The sequence below is a fragment of the Azohydromonas australica DSM 1124 genome (genome assembly GCF_000430725.1).
GTDB lineage: Bacteria > Pseudomonadota > Gammaproteobacteria > Burkholderiales > Burkholderiaceae_C > Azohydromonas > Azohydromonas australica.
Window position 1 is genome coordinate 17051 of record NZ_KE387210.1, and the last position, 17080, is coordinate 34130.

Genomic DNA, 17080 nt, shown 5'->3' on the forward strand with positions numbered 1-17080 from the left:
CCCTCAGAACACCACGCTGTAGCTCGCCGAGAGCACGTTGACGCCGCGCCGCTGCGTCAGCGGCTCGCCCGCGGGCCGGTCGATGAACTGCGTGCCGCGCACCCGCGCATGCAGCCACTCGGCCTTGAGCTTGCTGCGCGGCGTGAGCGCATACGCCGCGCCCAGCGTCAGCGACTGCTGGTCGTACAGCGGGATGGTGTCGGCATACAGGCGCATCGAGGCGTTGAGCAGCCCGGCGCCGGGCACGCCCGCGGGCAGCGTGGTGGTGTCCAGCGTGCGCGCCCAGGTCCATGCGCGCTGGTCGGAGCGGATCGCCGCCAGCGTGGCGTAGCCCGTCAGGCCGCCCCAGCCGCGGTAGGCCGTGACGTAGCCCCCGCTGAAGCTCAGGCCGCTTTCCAGGGTCCGCATGTGCCCGCGGCCGGCTTCCGCGGCCAGGCTCCAGCCCCCGCCCAGCGCCGCCTCCACGCTCGCGCTCAGGATGAGGTTGCCGGCGTCGCCGGTCGTGGCCACGCCCGGCCCCGGCAGGTCGTTGCGGGTCTGCCAGTAGCCCAGCCCGGGGCCCAGCTCGGCCCAGCTCGGCCGCACGGGCAGCGGCGTGCCGTCGGTGCTGCGCACGCGTGCGTGGTGCACGCCGCTGCGCAGCGTCAGGTCCGGGCCGCGCCACGTGAGCACCAGGCCCTGCATGGCGACCTTCATGTCCGGGTACAGCGCCCCGGCCGGCACGGCGCCCGGCAGGCCCTCGCGCAGCCAGTAGCGCGTGTTGAGACGGTTGTGGCCGCGGTAGAGGTCGAGGCTGAGCTCGCCGTCCCCCAGGTTCCAGCTCCGCGTCAGGTGCACGCCGGTGAAGTCGTTGGCAGGCAGCAGGCTGTAGATCTCGCTGGGCAGGCGCAGCTCGGCGTAGGTCTGCTGCACGTCCATCTGCTCCGAGCGCAGCAGCACGGGCAGGCGCAGCTTGCCGGCCCGCAGCAGCCAGTCGTTGTCCGGGCGCCAGGCGGCGAAGGCCCAGGCATTGCGCAGCGCCCAGCCCGTGTCGTGGCGCGCCGCGGGCGCCAGCCGCGACTGCAGCGTGGCGGACCACTCCGGCGCGAGCTGCGCATCGAGCTGCGCGCCCAGGGTCGTGTCGCGCTTGAAGGTGCCGTGCTCGTCGATGTGGCGCTGGTAGTGCCAGGGCTGGTCGGAGCGCGCATAGCCCACCGTGCCGAAGGCCGACCACGACAGCGTCCTGTCCTGGGGCTCCTCCTCTACGGTCGCGGACCGCGCCTGCGCCAGCGCCGCCATGGCCACCAGTGCAGCGCCCAGGACGGGCCCGCGCCAGGCAGCGAGGTTCACGGAGCGGAGGAGGTACTGCATATGGATTTCGTCTGGAAGCGGCCGGCGGGCGGGGCTGCTAGCGGCGCAGCAGCACGTTGAGGCCCGGGGTCCATTGCTCGGCATCGATGTAGCCCAGCGCGCCCGGCGTGCGATGCACGTAGTCGATGACCCGCGCCGTGGAGTCGAGCTCGCGCGGCGGCGTGCCCTTGCCGATGTAGCGGCGCACCGTCCAGTAGGCCTGGTAGTCGTCGTCGCTTTGCTGCAGCACGCCGGCGAGGAAGCGTCGGCGCAGGGAATGGCCCGGCGCCAGGTTCACGGGCCGCAGGTCCTGGCCGTCGAGCTCGATGACGCGGCCGGTGTAGATGCGTTTGACGGTGTCCGCGTCCAGGGCACGCAGCGCGGCATGGCCGATGACGATCACGCCGTTGTCGGCTTGTGCGCGCAGGCTGGCGACGGCCAGCAGCAACCCCGCCAGCAAGCCCAGGAGGACGGATCGCTTCGTCACGGTTCAACACCCCCGGCCCAGCGGCCGTGGCCGTGCCCGGCAAGTGGGCTGCCGTGGCATCAGTCCCGCCAGGTGTGCGCGATGTCGATGAAGCGCTGCTCGCAGGCCACCAGGGCGTCCACCAGTTGCGGATCGAAATGGCTGCCCGAGCCTTCGAGCACGAGGGACATGGCCCTGTCGTGCGGGAAGGGCTCCTTGTAGGGGCGGCGGGTGGTGAGCGCGTCGTACACGTCGGCCACGGCCATCAGCCGCGCGGCGAAGGGGATGCCGCGCCCGGCCAGGCGGTCCGGGTAGCCGTTGCCGTCCCAGCGCTCGTGGTGATGGCGGGCGATCTGCATGGCGTAGACCAGGAACTCCGGGTCGCCGCCCATGCGCTGCGCGGCGCGCTGCAGCATCTCCCAGCCGTGCATCGAGTGCGTCTGCATCACCGCGAAGTCCTGCGCATCCAGGCGGCCGGGCTTGAGCAGGATGTGGTCGGGAATGGCGACCTTGCCGATGTCGTGCAGCGGCGCGGACTTGGCCATGAGCTCGATGGCGCCGTCGTCGAGCGCGCGCGCCTCCTCGCAGTCGCCCGGGTGGGCACGCAGGTACTGGGCCAGCACGCGCACGTACTCCTGCGTGCGCTTGATGTGGTTGCCGGTGTCCTCGTCGCGGAACTCGGCCAGCGACACCATCACGTGCAGCGTCGCGTCGCGCAGCTGCTCCACCTGGCTCATGCGCTCGGCGAGCTCGGCCTGCAGCCCGGCGTTGTGGCGGCGCATGGAGTCGCGCCAGGCCTTGACCTCCAGGTGCGTCTTCACCCGCGCGCGCACGATGGGCGGGCTGATGGGCTTGTGGATGAAGTCGGCGGCGCCGGCCTCGAAGCCGCGGGCCTCGTCCTCCGGCTGGCTCATGGCGGTGAGGAAGATCACCGGCACGTCGCGCGTGGCGGGCTCGGCCTTGAGACGGCGGCACACCTCGTAGCCGTCCATGCCCGGCATCATCACGTCGAGCAGCACCAGGTCCGGCGGGTCGCGCAGCGCCAGCGCCAGTGCCCGGGCGCCACTGTTGGCCAGCTTCACGCGGTATGGCTCGTTCAGCAGCCCCGCCACGAGGGACAGGTTGTCGGGGTTGTCGTCCACCACGAGCACCGTGCTGCGCTCGTTGGGGGTCAGGTCGCGCTCTGTCATGTGGATTCGCGGCCCGCGGTCGCGGGCAAGGGCGGGTCGGGAAGGACGTGCAGCGCGGCATCGAAGTCGCAGCGCTGCAGCGCGTCGTCCAGCGCATTCGCTTGCGCAGGGGAAAGGGTGGGCATCAGCTCATCGCGCTGTGCACGCCACAGCAGCAGCGCCTCGCTGTCGCCGTCGGCCAGCAGCTGGCGCAGCCGGGCCCAGCGCAGGGGATCGTCCTGGGCCGAGCGGGAGGCTGGCGCCGGGTGCCCCAGCCGCGTGGGCCGGGGCGGCTGCGCGGCGAGCGTGTGCAACACCGCCTTCAGCGCCTGGGCCAGCGTGCCGAGCTCGGCTCCCGGCACGGCACCGTGCGCACAGGTCTCCAATGCCGCCTCCAGGGCCTGTGCCGCGTCGGCGACGGCGGGCATGCCGAGCTGCCGGCCCAGCGCCTTGAGGGTGTGGGCCTCGCGCGCCAGCGTGCGCAGGTCGCGCCCGGTGGCCAGGGCCTCCAGCCACTCCACGAGGTGCGCGTGGTGCCGCGCGAAGCCGGCCAGGCCGTCGCGGTACAGCGCCGGGGAGCCGCAGCGGCGCAGTCCGTCGGCCACGTCGATGCCCTGCCACGCAGGCCAGGGCGACGGTTCGGCCGTGCCGGCGTCCGCGGAGGCCGTGGCGGCCTCCGGCGGTGCGTCCTGCGCCGCCGGCACGTACGCCACCAGGCTGCGCACCAGGGCGTGCGGATCCAGCGGCTTGGCGATGTGGCCCTGCATGCCCAGCGCCAGGCAGCGCTCGCGCTCCTCCTGCATGGCATGGGCCGTCATCGCCAGGATGGGCAGCTGGCGCCACAGCGGGTTGGCGCGCAGCACCTGCGTGGCCTCGTAGCCGTCCATGACGGGCATCTGCAGGTCCATGAGCACCACGTCATGGGCCTGGGCGCCGGTGCGCTCCAGCGTGGCGAGGGCCGCGCGGCCGTTCTCCGCGGTCTGGACCACGGCCCCTGCGCGCGCCAGCAGCTCGCAGGCGAGCTGGCGGTTCACCGGGTTGTCCTCCACCAGCAGCACCCGCAGGCCGCGCAGCCGCCGCGAATCGGTGGCCGTGGCCTCGGGCGCCGGGCGGGCCGGTTCCGGCACGTCGGCCAGGGCGCAGCGCAAGGACTGGGGCAGTACGGGCTTGGCGAGCACGCTCCCGGCACCGGCGTCCAGCGCCTCGCGGTGCAGCCGCTCCTGGCCGCAAGCCAGCATCGCCACCACGCGGGGCGCGTCCGGGCCCAGGGCCCGCAGCCTTTGCAGCACGTCGGCGCCGCCAAGGTCGGGCAGCGACCAGTCCAGCAGCAGCAGCCCGTAAGCCCGTCCGGCGTCCAGCGCCGCCCGGCAGCGCTGCAGCGCCTCGGCGGCGCTGGTGGCGGCATCGAGCGCACCGCCGTGGCCCTGGCCGGCACCCAGCGTCCGCAGCTGGCCCAGCAGGCCTTGGCGCGCCTCGCGCTGGTCCTCGGCCACCAGCACGCGCAGCCCGCCGATGCCGGGCAGCGGGACGGGGGCGGGGTGTGGGGCCACCCGCACCGGCAGGACGACGGTGAAGGTGGAGCCCTTGCCGGCCTCGCTGTGCACCTCCAGGGTGCCCTCCAGCAATTGCACCAGGTGCTTGGTGATGGACAGGCCCAGGCCCGTGCCGCCGTAGCGGCGCGTGGTCGAACCGTCGGCCTGCGTGAACTCCTGGAACAGCTGCTGCACCTGCTCGGCCGTCATGCCGATGCCGGTGTCGGAGACCTCGAAGCGAAGCCGTGCACGCTGGTCCGGGGCCGCGCCGTTGCGACGCTCCAGCCGCAGGGCCAGGCGCACGTGGCCGTGCTCGGTGAACTTCACGGCGTTGGACAGCAGGTTCACCAGGATCTGCCTCAGGCGCAGCGGATCGCTCCAGACCGTTGCAGATTCCCCCAGCAGCGCCGGGCTCTCCATGTCGCAGATCAGCTCCAGCTCCTTGCCCTGGGACTTGTCGCGCAGCAGCGACAGCGCATCGGCCACCAGGCCTTCCAGGTGGCAGGGAACCGACTCCAGCGCGAGCTTGCCGGCCTCGATCTTGGAGAAGTCCAGGATGTCGTTGATCAGGTCCAGCAGCAGCGTGGAGGCGCCGTGCACCTTGTCCAGGTAGTCGCGCTGCCGCGCATCCAGCTCGGTGTCCAGCGCCAGGTGCGTCATGCCGATGATGGCGTTCAGCGGCGTGCGGATCTCGTGGCTCATGTTGGCCAGGAAGCGGCTCTTGGCCTGGGTGGCCGACTCCGCCTGCGCGCGTGCGGCCTCCAGCTCGCGCTGGGTGCGTTCGCGGGCGGCCAGGTCGTTCTGGATCGACCTGGCCATGTGCTCCAGCGTGCGCGCCAGGCCGTCGAGCTCGTCCACGCGGCCCTGGGCAGGGCTGACGGGCACGGCGTAATCGCCCCGGGCGAAGCGGTCCGCCGTGGCCGCCAGCGCCGTGATGGGCTGCAGCACGCGGCGGCGCACGCCGTACCAGGCCAGCCCCATCGCCACGGCGACCAGCAGGTCCATCGCCACGGCGGCGAACACGAAGTAGCGCAGCCGCTCGCTGGCGTCCCGGACGTCGCCGGCCGTACGCGCATCGGTGAGCCGAATGAGCGTGTGCACGTTGTCGGCCAGTGCCGCGGACTGCGCCGCGTAGTCCTCGCCGTAGACGAGCTTGTGCGCGAAGGCCGGGTCGGGCGTGCCGTCGGAGACGAAGGTGGCCTTGCTCGCGTCGTACAGGCCCTGGGTGGCGGCGAAGGCGATCTGCTCGGTTTCGCTCAGCATCGCGGTGGCCGTCAGCACGGCGCTCAGCGCACGCTGCTCGGCCAGGTCGAAGTCGAGCTGGCGCATGCGTTCCGACAGCGACACGCCGGCACGGCCGGCCGGCAACGCGTGCGGCCGCAGGCCGCCGATCACGTGTTCCCAGTACTGCGGGTCGCCACCGTCCGGCGCGGGCTTCTCGCCCTGCCGGACCGCCAGGATGTCGTAGAAGTAGCGCAGGTAGCGCGAATCCGCCGTGGCGACGTAGGCGCGCACCAGGTGGCCGAGCAGCTGGGTTTCATGGCGCAGCTCCTCCACCAACTCCATCGCCTGGTCGCGCCGCTGTGCGGCCTGCCGCGCGCTGTCGAAGGCATTGCCGATGGCCGCCAGAAACAGCAGGTTGGCCACCAGCGCCACCGACACCAGCAGGAACAGGCCGCGCGAGACCGTGCGCAGCCGCAAGCCGGGGCGGGCGGGTGGCTGCGTGGTGGGCAGGTATAGCGATGTGAAGAGCACGGCTGTAAGACGGCGACGCCCGAGGCCAAACCTTGGGTTGAACTCTTCTGAAATCGGCCCGTTGTCGGACAGCTTTAAGTGCGGATGCGGACTTTGTTGGCACTTTGGCCCGCAGCCTGCATTGATCCAGTGCAACCGGATGCATTGCTCGGCAATGCGCCGCTGGGACGCTGACCCGGCACGAAAGCTGCAGCCTGTAACAGTCCGGCCGCGGTGTTCGTCCCGCCCGGCAAGCACCGGTGCACCGGGCTGGGGCGGGAAGCCCCTTGCGCCATAGCACAATCACGACTTTTGCCGGCGCACCAGCCGGCATCCAAGGGAGTTTCACCGTCCATGTTGCGCCTGGAGCTGGTGGGGATCAGCAAGCAGTACCCGGCCGTGAAGGCCAATGACGGCGTGAGCCTTCGCGTCGCGCCCGGACAGATCCACGCCGTGCTGGGCGAGAACGGCGCCGGCAAGTCCACCCTGATGAAGATCATCTACGGCGCCGTGCGCCCGGATGAAGGAGAGATCCGCTGGAACGGCCGCCCCGTGCAGGTGCGCAATCCGCACGAGGCCAGGGCGCTGGGCATCTCCATGGTGTTCCAGCACTTCTCGCTCTTCGACACCCTCACCGCCGCCGAGAACGTCTGGCTGGGCCTGGACAAGTCCATGGCGCTGCCCGAGGTCGTCACGCGCATGCGCGAGGTGTCCAAGGAATACGGGCTCGAAGTGGACCCGATGCGCCCCGTGCACAGCCTCTCCGTCGGCGAGCGCCAGCGCGTGGAGATCGTGCGCGCGCTCATGGGGCGGCCGCAGCTGCTGATCCTGGACGAGCCCACCTCGGTGCTCACGCCGCAGGCGGTGGAGAAGCTCTTCGTGACGCTGCGCCAGCTCGCGGCGCAAGGCTGCTCGATCCTCTACATCAGCCACAAGCTCGACGAGATCCGCAGCCTGTGCCACCACTGCACCGTGCTGCGCGGCGGCAAGGTGACGGGGGAGGTCGATCCGGGGCAGGAGACCAACGCCTCGCTGTCGCGCCTGATGATCGGCAGCGAGCCGCCGCAGCTGCGCCACGCCGCCACCACGCCCGGCGACGTGGTGCTGGCGGTCAAGGGCCTGCGGCTGGAGCGCCAAGACGTGTTCGGCACCACGCTGCAGGACATCGCGCTGCAGGTGCGCGCCGGCGAGATCGTCGGCGTGGCCGGCGTCTCCGGCAACGGCCAGCAGGAGCTCATGGCCGCGCTCTCGGGCGAGGACCGCCGCGCGGCGCGCGGCAGCATCACGCTCTTCGACCGCGACATCGCCACGGCCTCGCCGAGCCGGCGCCGCCGCCTGGGGCTGCACTTCGTGCCCGAGGAGCGGCTGGGCCGCGGCGCGGTGCCCACGCTGTCGCTGGCGGAGAACGTGCTGCTCACCCGCACCGAACCCGTGGCCGCCGGCGGCTGGCTGCGCCGGGCGCAGGTGAGGGCGCTGGCGCAGTCGCTGATCGAGCGCTTCAACGTCAAGGCCGGCGGCTGGCACTCGGCCGCCAAGAGCCTGTCCGGCGGCAACCTGCAGAAGTTCATCGTCGGCCGCGAGATCGACGCCCGGCCCAAGCTGCTGATCGTTTCCCAGCCGACCTGGGGCGTGGACGTGGGCGCGGCGGCGCAGATCCGCGGCGAGCTGCTGAAGCTGCGCGACGCCGGCTGCGCGCTGCTGGTGGTGAGCGAGGAGCTCGACGAGCTGTTCGAGATCAGCGACCGGCTGGTCGTCATCGCGCAGGGGCGCCTGAGCCCCAGCATTCCCACCCCGCAGGCCACGGTCGAGCAGATCGGGGCCTGGATGAGCGGCCTGTGGCCGCGGGACGAATCCGGCGCGCAGCCCGCCACGGCCGCCGTGGCCTGACCTTTTTCGAGCCTATCCCATGCTGAAACTCGAAGCCCGGCCGCAGCCGTCCGGCCTCATGTCCTGGGCCTCGCCGCTGCTGGCGCTGGCCCTCACGGTGCTCATCGGCATCGCCCTGTTCATGCTGCTGGGCAAGGACCCGGTGCGCGGCCTGCAGCTCTTCTTCGTCGAGCCCGTCAAGGACGCCCGCGCCTGGGGCGAGCTCAGCATCAAGGCCGTGCCGCTGGTGCTGATCGCGCTGGGCCTGGCGGTGTGCTTCCGCTCCAACGTCTGGAACATCGGCGCGGAGGGGCAGTTCATCCTGGGCGCCCTGGGCGCCGGCTGGATGGCCATGCAGGCCGGGCCGGACAGCAGCCGCTGGATCGTGCTGCCCATCCTGCTGGCCGGCGTGCTCGGCGGCATGCTCTGGGCGGGCATCACGGCCTTGCTGCGCGACCGCTTCAATGCGAATGAAATCCTGGTCAGCCTGATGCTGGTGTACGTGGCCGAACTGCTGCTGGGCTACCTGGTCTACGGCCCGTGGAAGGACCCGCAGGGCTTCAACTTCCCGCAGACCATCACCTTCGCCGCGGCCACCAAGATCCCGCGCCTCATCGACGGGCTGCGCGCCAACATCGGCGTGCTGATCGCGCTGGGGGCGGTGGTGGCGGCCTGGCTGTTCCTGTTCCGCACCTATGCCGGCTTCCAGCTGCAGGTGGGCGGGCTGGCGCCGCTGGCGGCGCGCTATGCGGGCTTCTCCTCGCGCGGCGCGCTGTGGACGGCGCTGCTGCTGTCCGGCGGCGCGGCGGGCCTGGCCGGCGCGCTGGAGGCGGTGGGGCCGCTGGGCCAACTCACGCCGCACGTGCCCGCGGGCTACGGCTTCGCCGCGATCATCGTCGCCTTCGTCGGGCGGCTGCACCCGGGCGGCATCGCGCTGTCCGCCATCCTGATGAGCATGTTCTTCATCGGCGGGGAGCTGGCGCAGTCGCGCCTGGGCCTGCCCAAGTCCATCACCGGCGTGTTCCAGGGCCTGCTGCTGTTCAGCTTGCTGGCCTGCGACACGCTCATCCACTACCGCCTGCGCTGGCAGCGCGGCGCCCGGGCCGCCGCGTCCGCCACCGCGCAAAGGAGCGCCTGATGGAAGCGCTTGCCCTGCTGCTGGCCGCCACGCTCAACGCCGGCACCGTGCTGGCGATCGCCGCGCTCGGCCTGCTGATCAACGAACGCGCGGGCATCCTCAACCTCGGTGCCGAGGGGATGATGCTCGTGGCCGCCATCGCCGGCTTCGCCACCGCGGTGCACACCGGCTCGGACGTGCTGGCCTTCGGCGCCGGCGCGCTGGCCGGGGCGCTGCTGGCCGCGGCCTTCGGCGCGCTGGTGATCTGGCTCAACACCAACCAGTACGCCACGGGCCTGGCGCTGAGCCTGTTCGGCGCGGGCTTCTCGGCCTTCGTGGGCATCCGCTACACGCAGGAGAAGCTGCCCGAGCGCGCGCGCTTCGAGATCCCGGGCCTGGCGGACATTCCCTTCGTCGGTCCGGCCTTCTTCAAGCAGCACCCGATGGTCTACCTCGCCATCGCGCTGGCCATCGGCCTGGCCTGGTTCCTCTACCGTTCGCGCGCCGGGCTGGTGCTGCGCGCGGTGGGCGAGTCGCCGGAGTCGGCGCATGCGCTGGGCTACCCGGTGCGGCGCATTCGCCTCGCCGCGGTCATGGCCGGCGGCGCGCTGTGCGGGGTCGCGGGCGCCTACGTCTCGGTGATCTACACGCCGCTGTGGGTGGAGGGGATGATCGCCGGCAAGGGCTGGATCGCGCTGGCGCTGACCACCTTCGCCACCTGGCGCCCGGCGCGGGTGCTGCTGGGCGCATACCTCTTCGGCGGCGTGACGATGCTGCAGTTCCACCTGCAGGGCGAGGGCGTGGAGGTGGCCAGCCAGCTGCTGACCATGCTGCCCTACCTCGCCACGGTGCTGGTGCTGGTGCTCATCTCGCGCAACCCCACGTGGATCCGCGCCAACATGCCGGCCTCGCTGGGCAAGCCCTTCTTCCCCGGTTCCTGAGTCCCCTGTTTTTTACCCAAGCTGACCCCACAACCTCGCATTACCAAGAGAGGACTTTCATGACGATTTCCAAGCGATCGCTGCTGCGCCTGAGCGGCTGGGCCTCGCTGGCGGCCACCGCTGCCCTGGTGGGCTGCGGCAAGAAGGAAGAGGCCGCGCCCGCCGCGCCGGCAGCTTCCGCAGGGGCCTCCGCCCCGGCGGCGGCAGCCAAGCCCGAGCCGCTGAAGGTGGCCTTCGCCTACGTCGGCCCGGTGGGCGACGCGGGCTGGACCTTCGCCCACGACCGCGCCCGGCTCGAAGTGGAGAAGGAATTCGGCGACCGCATCCAGACCAGCTTCGTCGAGAACGTGCCCGAGGCCGCCGACGCCGAGCGCGTGATCCGCGACATGGTTGCGCAGGGCAACAAGCTCGTCTTCGGCACCACCTTCGGCTACATGGAGCAGATGCTCAAGGTGGCCGAGGACAGCAAGGACGTGCGCTTCGAGCATGCCACCGGCTACAAGAGCGCCGAGAACATGCGCACCTACGACAGCCGCACCTACGAGGGCGCCTACATGGCCGGCGTGATCGCCGGCAAGGTGACCAAGACCAGCACGCTGGGCGTGGTGGCCTCGATTCCCATCCCCGAGGTGATCCGCAACATCAACGCCTTCACCCTGGGCGCGCAGTCGGTCAACCCGAAGGTCAAGACCAAGGTGGTGTGGGTCAACAAGTGGTTCGATCCGCCCAAGGAAGGCGAGGCCGCGCAGAGCCTGATCAACCAGGGCGCCGACGTGCTGATGCAGAACACCGACTCCTCGGCCGTGCTGCAGACCGCCGAGAAGGCCGGCAAGTTCGGCTTCGGCTGGGATTCGGACATGAGCAAGTTCGGCCCCAACGCGCACCTGGGCTCGGCCGTCATCAACTGGGCGCCGTACTACAAGAAGGCCGTGGGCGAGATGCTCGAAGGCACCTGGAAGACCGGCCCCAACACCTGGTGGGGCGTCAAGGAAGGCGCCATCGACCTGGTGAGCCTGTCCGACAAGGTGCCCGCCGACGCCAAGGAAGCGCTGGAGAAGGTCAAGGCCGGCCTGAAGGACGGCAGCTTCGCCATCTGGAAGGGTCCCATCGTTGGCCAGGACGGCAAGCCGCTGCTCAAGGACGGCGAGACCGCCGACGACGAGTTCCTGCACAAGATCAACTGGTACGTGAAGGGCGTGGAGGGCAAGCTGCCCAGCGCCAAGTAAGCGCTTGCTGAAGCGCCGGGCCGCAGCGCGGTCCGTGCGCGCGCACCGAACCGCCGCTGCCGCAAGGCACGGCGGTTTTTTTTGGTGTCCTGACGCCGCAGGGCGTCAGCGCTCGTGAAAGCACGTGAACGTGAACGCGGCGTTGCGCACGCCTCTTGTTGCAAGAGCGACCCCCAGCTCCGGTTAATTCAAGCGGCACAAGTGTGCGTCTGAAGCCAATATGCGCGCCGGTGTTTGCGGCAGAAGATCATTTTTTAGATCTTCTTTTCGCCGCGCACTCCCTTCTGCAGCCTGCTGCCCTCGGCGTCTGGCCGGACGGCGCCGCGGCTGGTGCGGAAGACGGCAAGTCCGGCATGTCATCGCTTTGGAGGCAAGCATGCGCGTGAACAAGAACTTCCTCATGGTCGCCGCGGTGTTGGCGCTTGGCACGTCGATGGCCCATGCCGGTTGCGGCTCCCTGCCGGGCTGGGGGCAGCTCAAGGCGGCTCTGCGGGGCGCCGTTGCTGCCGAGAGCAGCGGGCTCAACCTGCAGATGTGGGCCACCATCGTGGACCGCGACGGCGTGGTGTGTGCCGTGGCCTTTTCAGGCAGCGACCGTGGTGCCCAGTGGCCCGGCAGCCGTGTGATCTCGGCCCAGAAGGCCAACACCGCCAATGCCTTCAGCCTGGACGCGCTGGCGTTGTCCACGGCCAACCTCTACTCGGCCGTGCAGCCTGGCGGCAGCCTTTTCGGGCTGCAGGAAAGCAATCCGGTGGACACCGGCGTGGCCTACGGTGGCGACCCCGAGCAGTACGGTACGCCCAGCGATCCCATGACGGGCAGGCGCATTGGTGGCGTCAACGTCTTCGGTGGGGGGCTGCCTCTCTATGACAGCAACCGCAAGGTGGTGGGTGCCGTGGGCGTGAGCGGCGACACCTCCTGTGCCGACCACATGATCGGCTGGCGCGTACGCAACCGCCTGAACATGGACCACCTCGCCGGTGTCGGCGGCGTCTCGGGCGATGCCCAGCGGCCCGACAACATCGTCTACGACATCAATCCGAGCACGGGCAAGAGTGCTGGCGGCTTCGGCCATCCACTTTGCATCAACACCGCCAACGCGAAGAACCTGCCGGCGGTGGAGTGACCCTGGCGCCGGGCCGTCGCCGCACGGCCTAGTCCGGCAGCGAGAATGGGCCGATTTCCACATCAGGCCCATTCCCGCCATGACCAACCTGACCGGCCACGAACCCCTGAACGCGCTGCTGCGCCGCATGCCCAAGGCGGAGCTGCACATCCACATCGAAGGCTCGCTGGAGCCCGAGCTGATCTTCAAGCTGGCGCAGCGCAACGGCGTGGCGCTGAAGTACGAGAGCGTGGAGGCGCTGCGCGCGGCCTACGCCTTCACGGACCTGCAGACCTTCCTCGACATCTACTACGCCGGCGCCAGCGTGCTGCTCAAGGAGGAAGACTTCTTCGACATGGCCTGGGCCTACTTCGAGCGCGCCGCGGCCGACAACGTCGTGCACGCCGAGCTGTTCTTCGACCCGCAGACGCACACCGAGCGCGGCGTGCCCTTCGAGACCGTGATCCTCGGCCTGCACCACGCCTGCCAGCGCGCGCACCAGGAGCTGGGCATCAGCAGCCGGCTGATCATGTGCTTCCTGCGCCACCTCAGCGAGGAGGACGCCTTCAAGACGCTGGAGCAGTCGCTGCCCTGGCGCCAGTACATCGTCGGCGTGGGGCTGGACAGCAGCGAGCGCGGGCACCCGCCCTCCAAGTTCGCGCGCGTGTTCGAGCGCTGCCGCGCCATGGGCCTGCACGTGGTGGCGCACGCGGGCGAGGAGGGGCCGCCGGCCTACATCGAGGAGGCGCTGGACCTGCTCGGTGCCGAGCGCATCGACCACGGCGTGCGCTGCGTGGAGAGCCCCGAGCTGGTGCAGCGCCTGGCGCGCGAGCGCGTGCCGCTGACGGTGTGCCCGCTGTCCAACGTCAAGCTGTGCGTGTTCGGCACGCTGGCCGAGCACAACATCGGGGCGCTGCTGGAGCAGGGGCTGGTCGCCACCGTCAACTCCGACGACCCGGCCTACTTCGGCGGCTACCTGAACCAGAACTTCGTCGAGCTGTTCGAGGCGCTGCCGCAACTGGGGGCACGCGAGGCCTACCAGCTCGCGCTCAACAGCTTCGAAGCCAGCTTCGTTGACCAGGCCACCAGGGACGGCTGGAAGCGGCAGCTCGACGCGGTGTTCGCCGCGGCGCTGTAAGCCCGCGCCAATCCCCCATTCGGCATGGCTCATTGCCGGGGGGACGGATACCGCTTCACACAACCCGTACGGGCAGTCGCTTTCATGGTGCCGGGGGGCCGTGCCAATACTGGCCGCCGCCGGCGGCCTCGCTGCCGGTGGCGGGGCTTGCCGGATGTGCGCCGGTCGCGGCAGCGCTAGCCGGTGCAGCCTCCTTCAATCCCTCAGGAGGTGTCGTGAAGAAAACACTGATGTGCGTTGCGCTGTCCGCGCTGCTGGCCGTGCCGCTGTCGGCTTCGGCCTACGAGCTCGGTCCCACCTTTCCTGGCAAGTGGGGCTCGTCGACCTACGGCACCCCGGCCACCGTGACCTGGAGCCTGATGGACGGCGGCGTGAGCTGCGAGCTGGAGTTCTCAGGCTGCAAGACCGCGGCGCTGGACAGCTTCATGCCCACCGGCTACCTAGAGCAGATCCGGCTGGCCTTCTACGCCTGGTCCAAGGTGGCGGGCCTGACCTTCAAGCAGGTGGCCGACGATGGCGCGCCCTTCGATGCGGCCACGTCCTCCGGCGACATCCGCATCGGCGCGCACCAGGTGGACGGCCCGCTGAACACGCTGGCCTTCACCTACTTCCCGCCGATCAACGGCCGCAGCGCGGCCGGCGACCTGTTCCTGGACACGGCCGAGCGCTGGACGATCGGCTTCGACGGCCCGGGCCATGACGTGTTCCAGGTCGTGAGCCACGAGATCGGCCACGCCATCGGGCTGGATCACGTCACCGGCGTGCAAGCGCTGATGAACCCGATCTACACCGAAGCCTTCCGCGGCCCGCAGGCCGACGACATCGCCGGTGCGCGCTTCCTCTACGGCCCGCCGGCGCCCATCCCCGAGCCGGCCACGCTGCTGCTGTTCGCCGCCGGCCTGGCGGGCGTGGCGGCGCAGCGGCGCCGGGTGCGGACCGCCGCCGCCACGCCGGCGTAGCAGCCCGCGCCGGTCGGGGCCGCTGCCCGCTGTCTGCAGCCGGCCCACCGCGTGGATTCCGATTGCGAGATCCTTTCAAGATCACGCAACTGAAAAAATCAACCCCCCCAGCCTTAGGTTCCTTCCCGCGGTGACGATGTAACAAAGGTCTTTTGGTTTCCCGGGGAGTCCCGGTGCGGTTCGCTGTGCCTGGCTGTCCGGCTTTCGGTCGGATGGACCCGGGATGCATCCGGCCGGTTTGATGTAGGGGGGAAATATGAAAAAAGCATTGACGGGCCTGGCCCTGGTGGCCGGGATGGCGGCTCCGATGTCGGCGTCGGCCTACGTGTTGAGCGGGACCAAGTGGGGCGATCCCACCATGGGCACCGGCGCCACGATCACCTGGAGCCTGATGAGCACCGGCGTGAGCTGCTCCCAGGAATTCTCGGGCTGCTCCATCAAGTCGCTGGCGTCCTTCATGCCGTCGAACTACCTGACCGAGCTCCAGCGTGCCTTCGACTCCTGGTCGGCGGTGGCCAACCTGACCTTCGTGCAGGTGGCCGACGACGGCGCGTACTTCAATGCCGCCTCCACGAACTCGGGCCAGATCCGCATCGGCGGCCACACCATGGACGGCGCCTACAACGTCTTGGCCCATGCCTACTACCCGCCCCCCAACGGCAGCTCCGCCGCGGGCGACGTGCACTTCGACACCGCCGAGAACTGGACCGTCGGCTACGCCGGCTCCGGCATCGACATCTACCAGGTGTTCACGCACGAGCTCGGTCATGCGCTAGGCCTGAAGCACTCCAGCGACAACGGCGCGCTGATGGCCCCGTACTACAACGAAGGCTTCGTCGGACCGCAGGCGGACGACATCGCGGGCATCCAGTACCTCTACGGCGCGGCACCGGCCAGCGGCGGCGAGCCGGCGCCGGTGTCCGAGCCCTCCACGCTGGCGCTGCTGGGCGCCGCGGTGCTGGGCATGGCGCGCCGCCGCAAGACCAAGGCTCAGGCCTGAAGCCGGATCGCGCATGCACGGCCCCGCACCCTTGCCCGATGCCGCGCGCCGGCGCCTGCTGCGCCTGGCCGCTGCGCTGGGCCTGCCGGCCGCCGGGCCGGTGGCGGCGATGTGGGCGCGCATGAGCGAGGCCGAGCTGGTGCAGCACTCCGAGCTGATCGTGGCGGGCGAGTGGAGCAGCGACGCGCCCGCGCCGCTGCCCGGTACCCCGGCGCGGGCCGTGGGCCGCATCGCCGTCACCGAGGTCTGGAAGGGGCCGCCGGACCTGAAGGCGGTGCGGGTGGTGGTGCCCGCGCCCGGCGGCCTGCAGTCCAGCGACGCCATCACCTACCGCCGCGGCGACCGCGGCCTGTGGCTGCTGCGCCCCTGGCAGGGCGGCGGCGGCCTCTACGCCGCGGACAGCCCGCAGCGCTTCGTGGCCGAGGGCAGCGACCCGGCGCTGCTCAAGACGCTGCGGGAGCTGCTGGGCCGGCGCTGAGCGGGAGCCGGCCCGGCTCCTCCCGGCTTCAGTCGCCCTGGATCTTCGACGCCTTCACCACCTGTCCCCAGCGCGCGAGCTCGGCGCGGGCGTAGTCGCCGAGCTGCTGCGGGTTCATGTACTCGGCCGTGGCGCCGAGCTCGGCCGCCTTCTGCTTGAACGCGGGCGTGGCCATGATCTTCGCGATCTCGCCGCTGAGCTTGTCCACCACCGGCTGCGGCGTCTTGGCCGGCGCGAACACCGCGAACCACGAGGTGGCGTCCAGCTTGGGCAGCCCGGCCTCGGCCGCGGTGGGCACGTTGGGCAGCGAGGACAGGCGGCTCTTGCCCGTCACCGCCAGCACGCGCAGCTTGCCCGAGGCGATGTGCGGCATGTACGGCGGCGGGGTGCCGAAGGTGAGATCGACCTGGTTGCCCAGCAGGTCCTGCAGCGCCGGGCCCGTTCCCTTGTACGGGATGTGGTTCATCTGGATACCCGCCTGCTGCTCCAGCATCGCGCCCGTGACGTGCTGCAGCGAGCCGTTGCCCGAGGAGGCGTAGTTGAGCTTGCCCGGGTTGGCCTTGGCGTAGGCGATGAGCTCGGCCATCGTCTTCACGGGCAGCCCGTCGCGCACCACGATCACCTGCGGGGCGCTGAACACGTTGGCCACCGGGCGCAGGTCCTCGAAGCTCCACTGCGCCGGCTGCGCGCTCACGTGCGGCGTGATGACGTGGTAGCCCGAGTACTGCATCAGCAGCGTGTAGCCGTCGGCCTCGGCGCGCTTGACGGCCACCGCCGCCACCGCGCCGTTGGCGCCGCCGCGGTTGTCCACCACCACCGTCTGCCCCAGCGCCTTGCCCAGCGGCTCGGCCAGCATGCGCGCGGCGATGTCGGTGGTGCCGCCCGGCGCCGTGGGCACCACCAGCGTGATCGGCTTGCTCGGGTAGCCGCCCTGCGCGGCAGCAGGGCCGGCGGCGAGGGTGGCGACGGCCGCCAGGGCCAACAGGGTGAAGTGGCGCTTGTGATGGTTCATGGTTGTCT

The 17080-nt window shown here is 70.8% G+C and carries 14 protein-coding genes; 9 read left to right on the forward strand and 5 right to left on the reverse strand.

All coding sequences use genetic code 11. The features are described from left to right. Positions 1 to 3 precede the first annotated feature (3 nt). From H537_RS46625 to H537_RS46630, 4 genes are read right to left on the reverse strand one after another with little or no spacing between them, the layout of a single operon-like run. Positions 4 to 1350 carry a hypothetical protein gene (locus H537_RS46625; RefSeq protein ID WP_051243852.1) on the reverse strand — a complete coding sequence of 449 codons (1347 nt, stop codon included), beginning with the start codon at positions 1348 to 1350 and terminating at the stop codon, positions 4 to 6. A gap of 37 nt (positions 1351 to 1387) precedes the next feature. Continuing rightward, the gene (locus H537_RS0131570; protein WP_084151099.1) at positions 1388 to 1816 is read right to left on the reverse strand and encodes a hypothetical protein; all 429 of its coding nucleotides are present in this window, start codon (positions 1814 to 1816) and stop codon (positions 1388 to 1390) included. Positions 1817 to 1875: 59 nt separating this feature from the next. After that, positions 1876 to 2985: a response regulator gene (locus H537_RS0131575; RefSeq protein WP_029001072.1), complete on the reverse strand. Its 1110-nt coding sequence runs from the start codon at positions 2983 to 2985 to the stop codon at positions 1876 to 1878. Continuing rightward, positions 2982 to 6251: a response regulator gene (locus H537_RS46630; RefSeq protein WP_156902062.1), complete on the reverse strand. Its 3270-nt coding sequence runs from the start codon at positions 6249 to 6251 to the stop codon at positions 2982 to 2984. Before H537_RS46630 ends, H537_RS0131575 begins: the two co-directional genes overlap by 4 nt. 333 nt (positions 6252 to 6584) lie before the next feature. Between H537_RS46630 and H537_RS0131585 the strand changes: the two genes are divergently transcribed. The 9 genes from H537_RS0131585 (at position 6585) to H537_RS0131625 (ending at position 16060) form a co-directional block, all read left to right on the forward strand. Further along, entirely contained in the window at positions 6585 to 8117 is a 1533-nt protein-coding gene (locus H537_RS0131585) for an ABC transporter ATP-binding protein (RefSeq protein ID WP_029001073.1), read from the forward strand. A 19-nt stretch (positions 8118 to 8136) separates the two neighbouring features. Beyond that, positions 8137 to 9234, forward strand: coding sequence for an ABC transporter permease (locus H537_RS0131590; protein WP_029001074.1), 1098 nt, complete (start codon positions 8137 to 8139; stop codon positions 9232 to 9234). Then, entirely contained in the window at positions 9234 to 10154 is a 921-nt protein-coding gene (locus H537_RS0131595; RefSeq protein WP_029001075.1) for an ABC transporter permease, read from the forward strand. Before H537_RS0131590 ends, H537_RS0131595 begins: the two co-directional genes overlap by 1 nt. Before the next feature lie 59 nt (positions 10155 to 10213). Next, complete coding sequence (locus H537_RS0131600; protein ID WP_029001076.1) at positions 10214 to 11380, forward strand: BMP family ABC transporter substrate-binding protein; 1167 nt, start codon at positions 10214 to 10216, stop codon at positions 11378 to 11380. Between the two features lie 376 nt (positions 11381 to 11756). After that, positions 11757 to 12506, forward strand: a complete 750-nt coding sequence (locus H537_RS0131605; protein WP_043460945.1) for a GlcG/HbpS family heme-binding protein — start codon at positions 11757 to 11759, stop codon at positions 12504 to 12506. 79 nt (positions 12507 to 12585) lie between these two features. After that, on the forward strand, positions 12586 to 13623 hold the full coding sequence (locus H537_RS0131610; protein ID WP_029001078.1) for an adenosine deaminase: 1038 nt from the start codon (positions 12586 to 12588) through the stop codon (positions 13621 to 13623). Positions 13624 to 13838: 215 nt separating this feature from the next. After that, positions 13839 to 14582 carry a matrixin family metalloprotease gene (locus H537_RS49885; RefSeq protein WP_156902063.1) on the forward strand — a complete coding sequence of 248 codons (744 nt, stop codon included), beginning with the start codon at positions 13839 to 13841 and terminating at the stop codon, positions 14580 to 14582. A gap of 256 nt (positions 14583 to 14838) precedes the next feature. After that, on the forward strand, positions 14839 to 15582 hold the full coding sequence (locus H537_RS49890) for a matrixin family metalloprotease (RefSeq protein ID WP_084151100.1): 744 nt from the start codon (positions 14839 to 14841) through the stop codon (positions 15580 to 15582). 13 nt (positions 15583 to 15595) lie between these two features. Then, the gene (locus tag H537_RS0131625) at positions 15596 to 16060 is read left to right on the forward strand and encodes a hypothetical protein (RefSeq protein ID WP_029001079.1); all 465 of its coding nucleotides are present in this window, start codon (positions 15596 to 15598) and stop codon (positions 16058 to 16060) included. Between the two features lie 28 nt (positions 16061 to 16088). Here the strand turns inward: H537_RS0131625 and H537_RS0131630 are convergent, their stop codons facing one another. After that, positions 16089 to 17072, reverse strand: a complete 984-nt coding sequence (locus H537_RS0131630; RefSeq protein WP_029001080.1) for a Bug family tripartite tricarboxylate transporter substrate binding protein — start codon at positions 17070 to 17072, stop codon at positions 16089 to 16091. Between the last annotated feature and the right edge of the window lie 8 nt (positions 17073 to 17080).

Excerpts from the sequence above, each read along its gene's own strand:
- H537_RS0131630 (WP_029001080.1), bottom strand. The coding sequence starts at position 17,072 with ATGAACCATCACAAGCGCCACTTCACCCTGTTGGCCCTGGCGGCCGTC.
- H537_RS0131575 (WP_029001072.1), bottom strand. The coding sequence starts at position 2,985 with ATGACAGAGCGCGACCTGACCCCCAACGAGCGCAGCACGGTGCTCGTG.
- H537_RS0131625 (WP_029001079.1), top strand. The coding sequence starts at position 15,596 with ATGCACGGCCCCGCACCCTTGCCCGATGCCGCGCGCCGGCGCCTGCTG.
- H537_RS0131585 (WP_029001073.1), top strand. The coding sequence starts at position 6,585 with ATGTTGCGCCTGGAGCTGGTGGGGATCAGCAAGCAGTACCCGGCCGTG.
- H537_RS49890 (WP_084151100.1), top strand. The coding sequence starts at position 14,839 with ATGAAAAAAGCATTGACGGGCCTGGCCCTGGTGGCCGGGATGGCGGCT.
- H537_RS0131590 (WP_029001074.1), top strand. The coding sequence starts at position 8,137 with ATGCTGAAACTCGAAGCCCGGCCGCAGCCGTCCGGCCTCATGTCCTGG.
- H537_RS0131595 (WP_029001075.1), top strand. The coding sequence starts at position 9,234 with ATGGAAGCGCTTGCCCTGCTGCTGGCCGCCACGCTCAACGCCGGCACC.
- H537_RS0131605 (WP_043460945.1), top strand. The coding sequence starts at position 11,757 with ATGCGCGTGAACAAGAACTTCCTCATGGTCGCCGCGGTGTTGGCGCTT.
- H537_RS46625 (WP_051243852.1), bottom strand. The coding sequence starts at position 1,350 with ATGCAGTACCTCCTCCGCTCCGTGAACCTCGCTGCCTGGCGCGGGCCC.
- H537_RS0131610 (WP_029001078.1), top strand. The coding sequence starts at position 12,586 with ATGACCAACCTGACCGGCCACGAACCCCTGAACGCGCTGCTGCGCCGC.
- H537_RS0131600 (WP_029001076.1), top strand. The coding sequence starts at position 10,214 with ATGACGATTTCCAAGCGATCGCTGCTGCGCCTGAGCGGCTGGGCCTCG.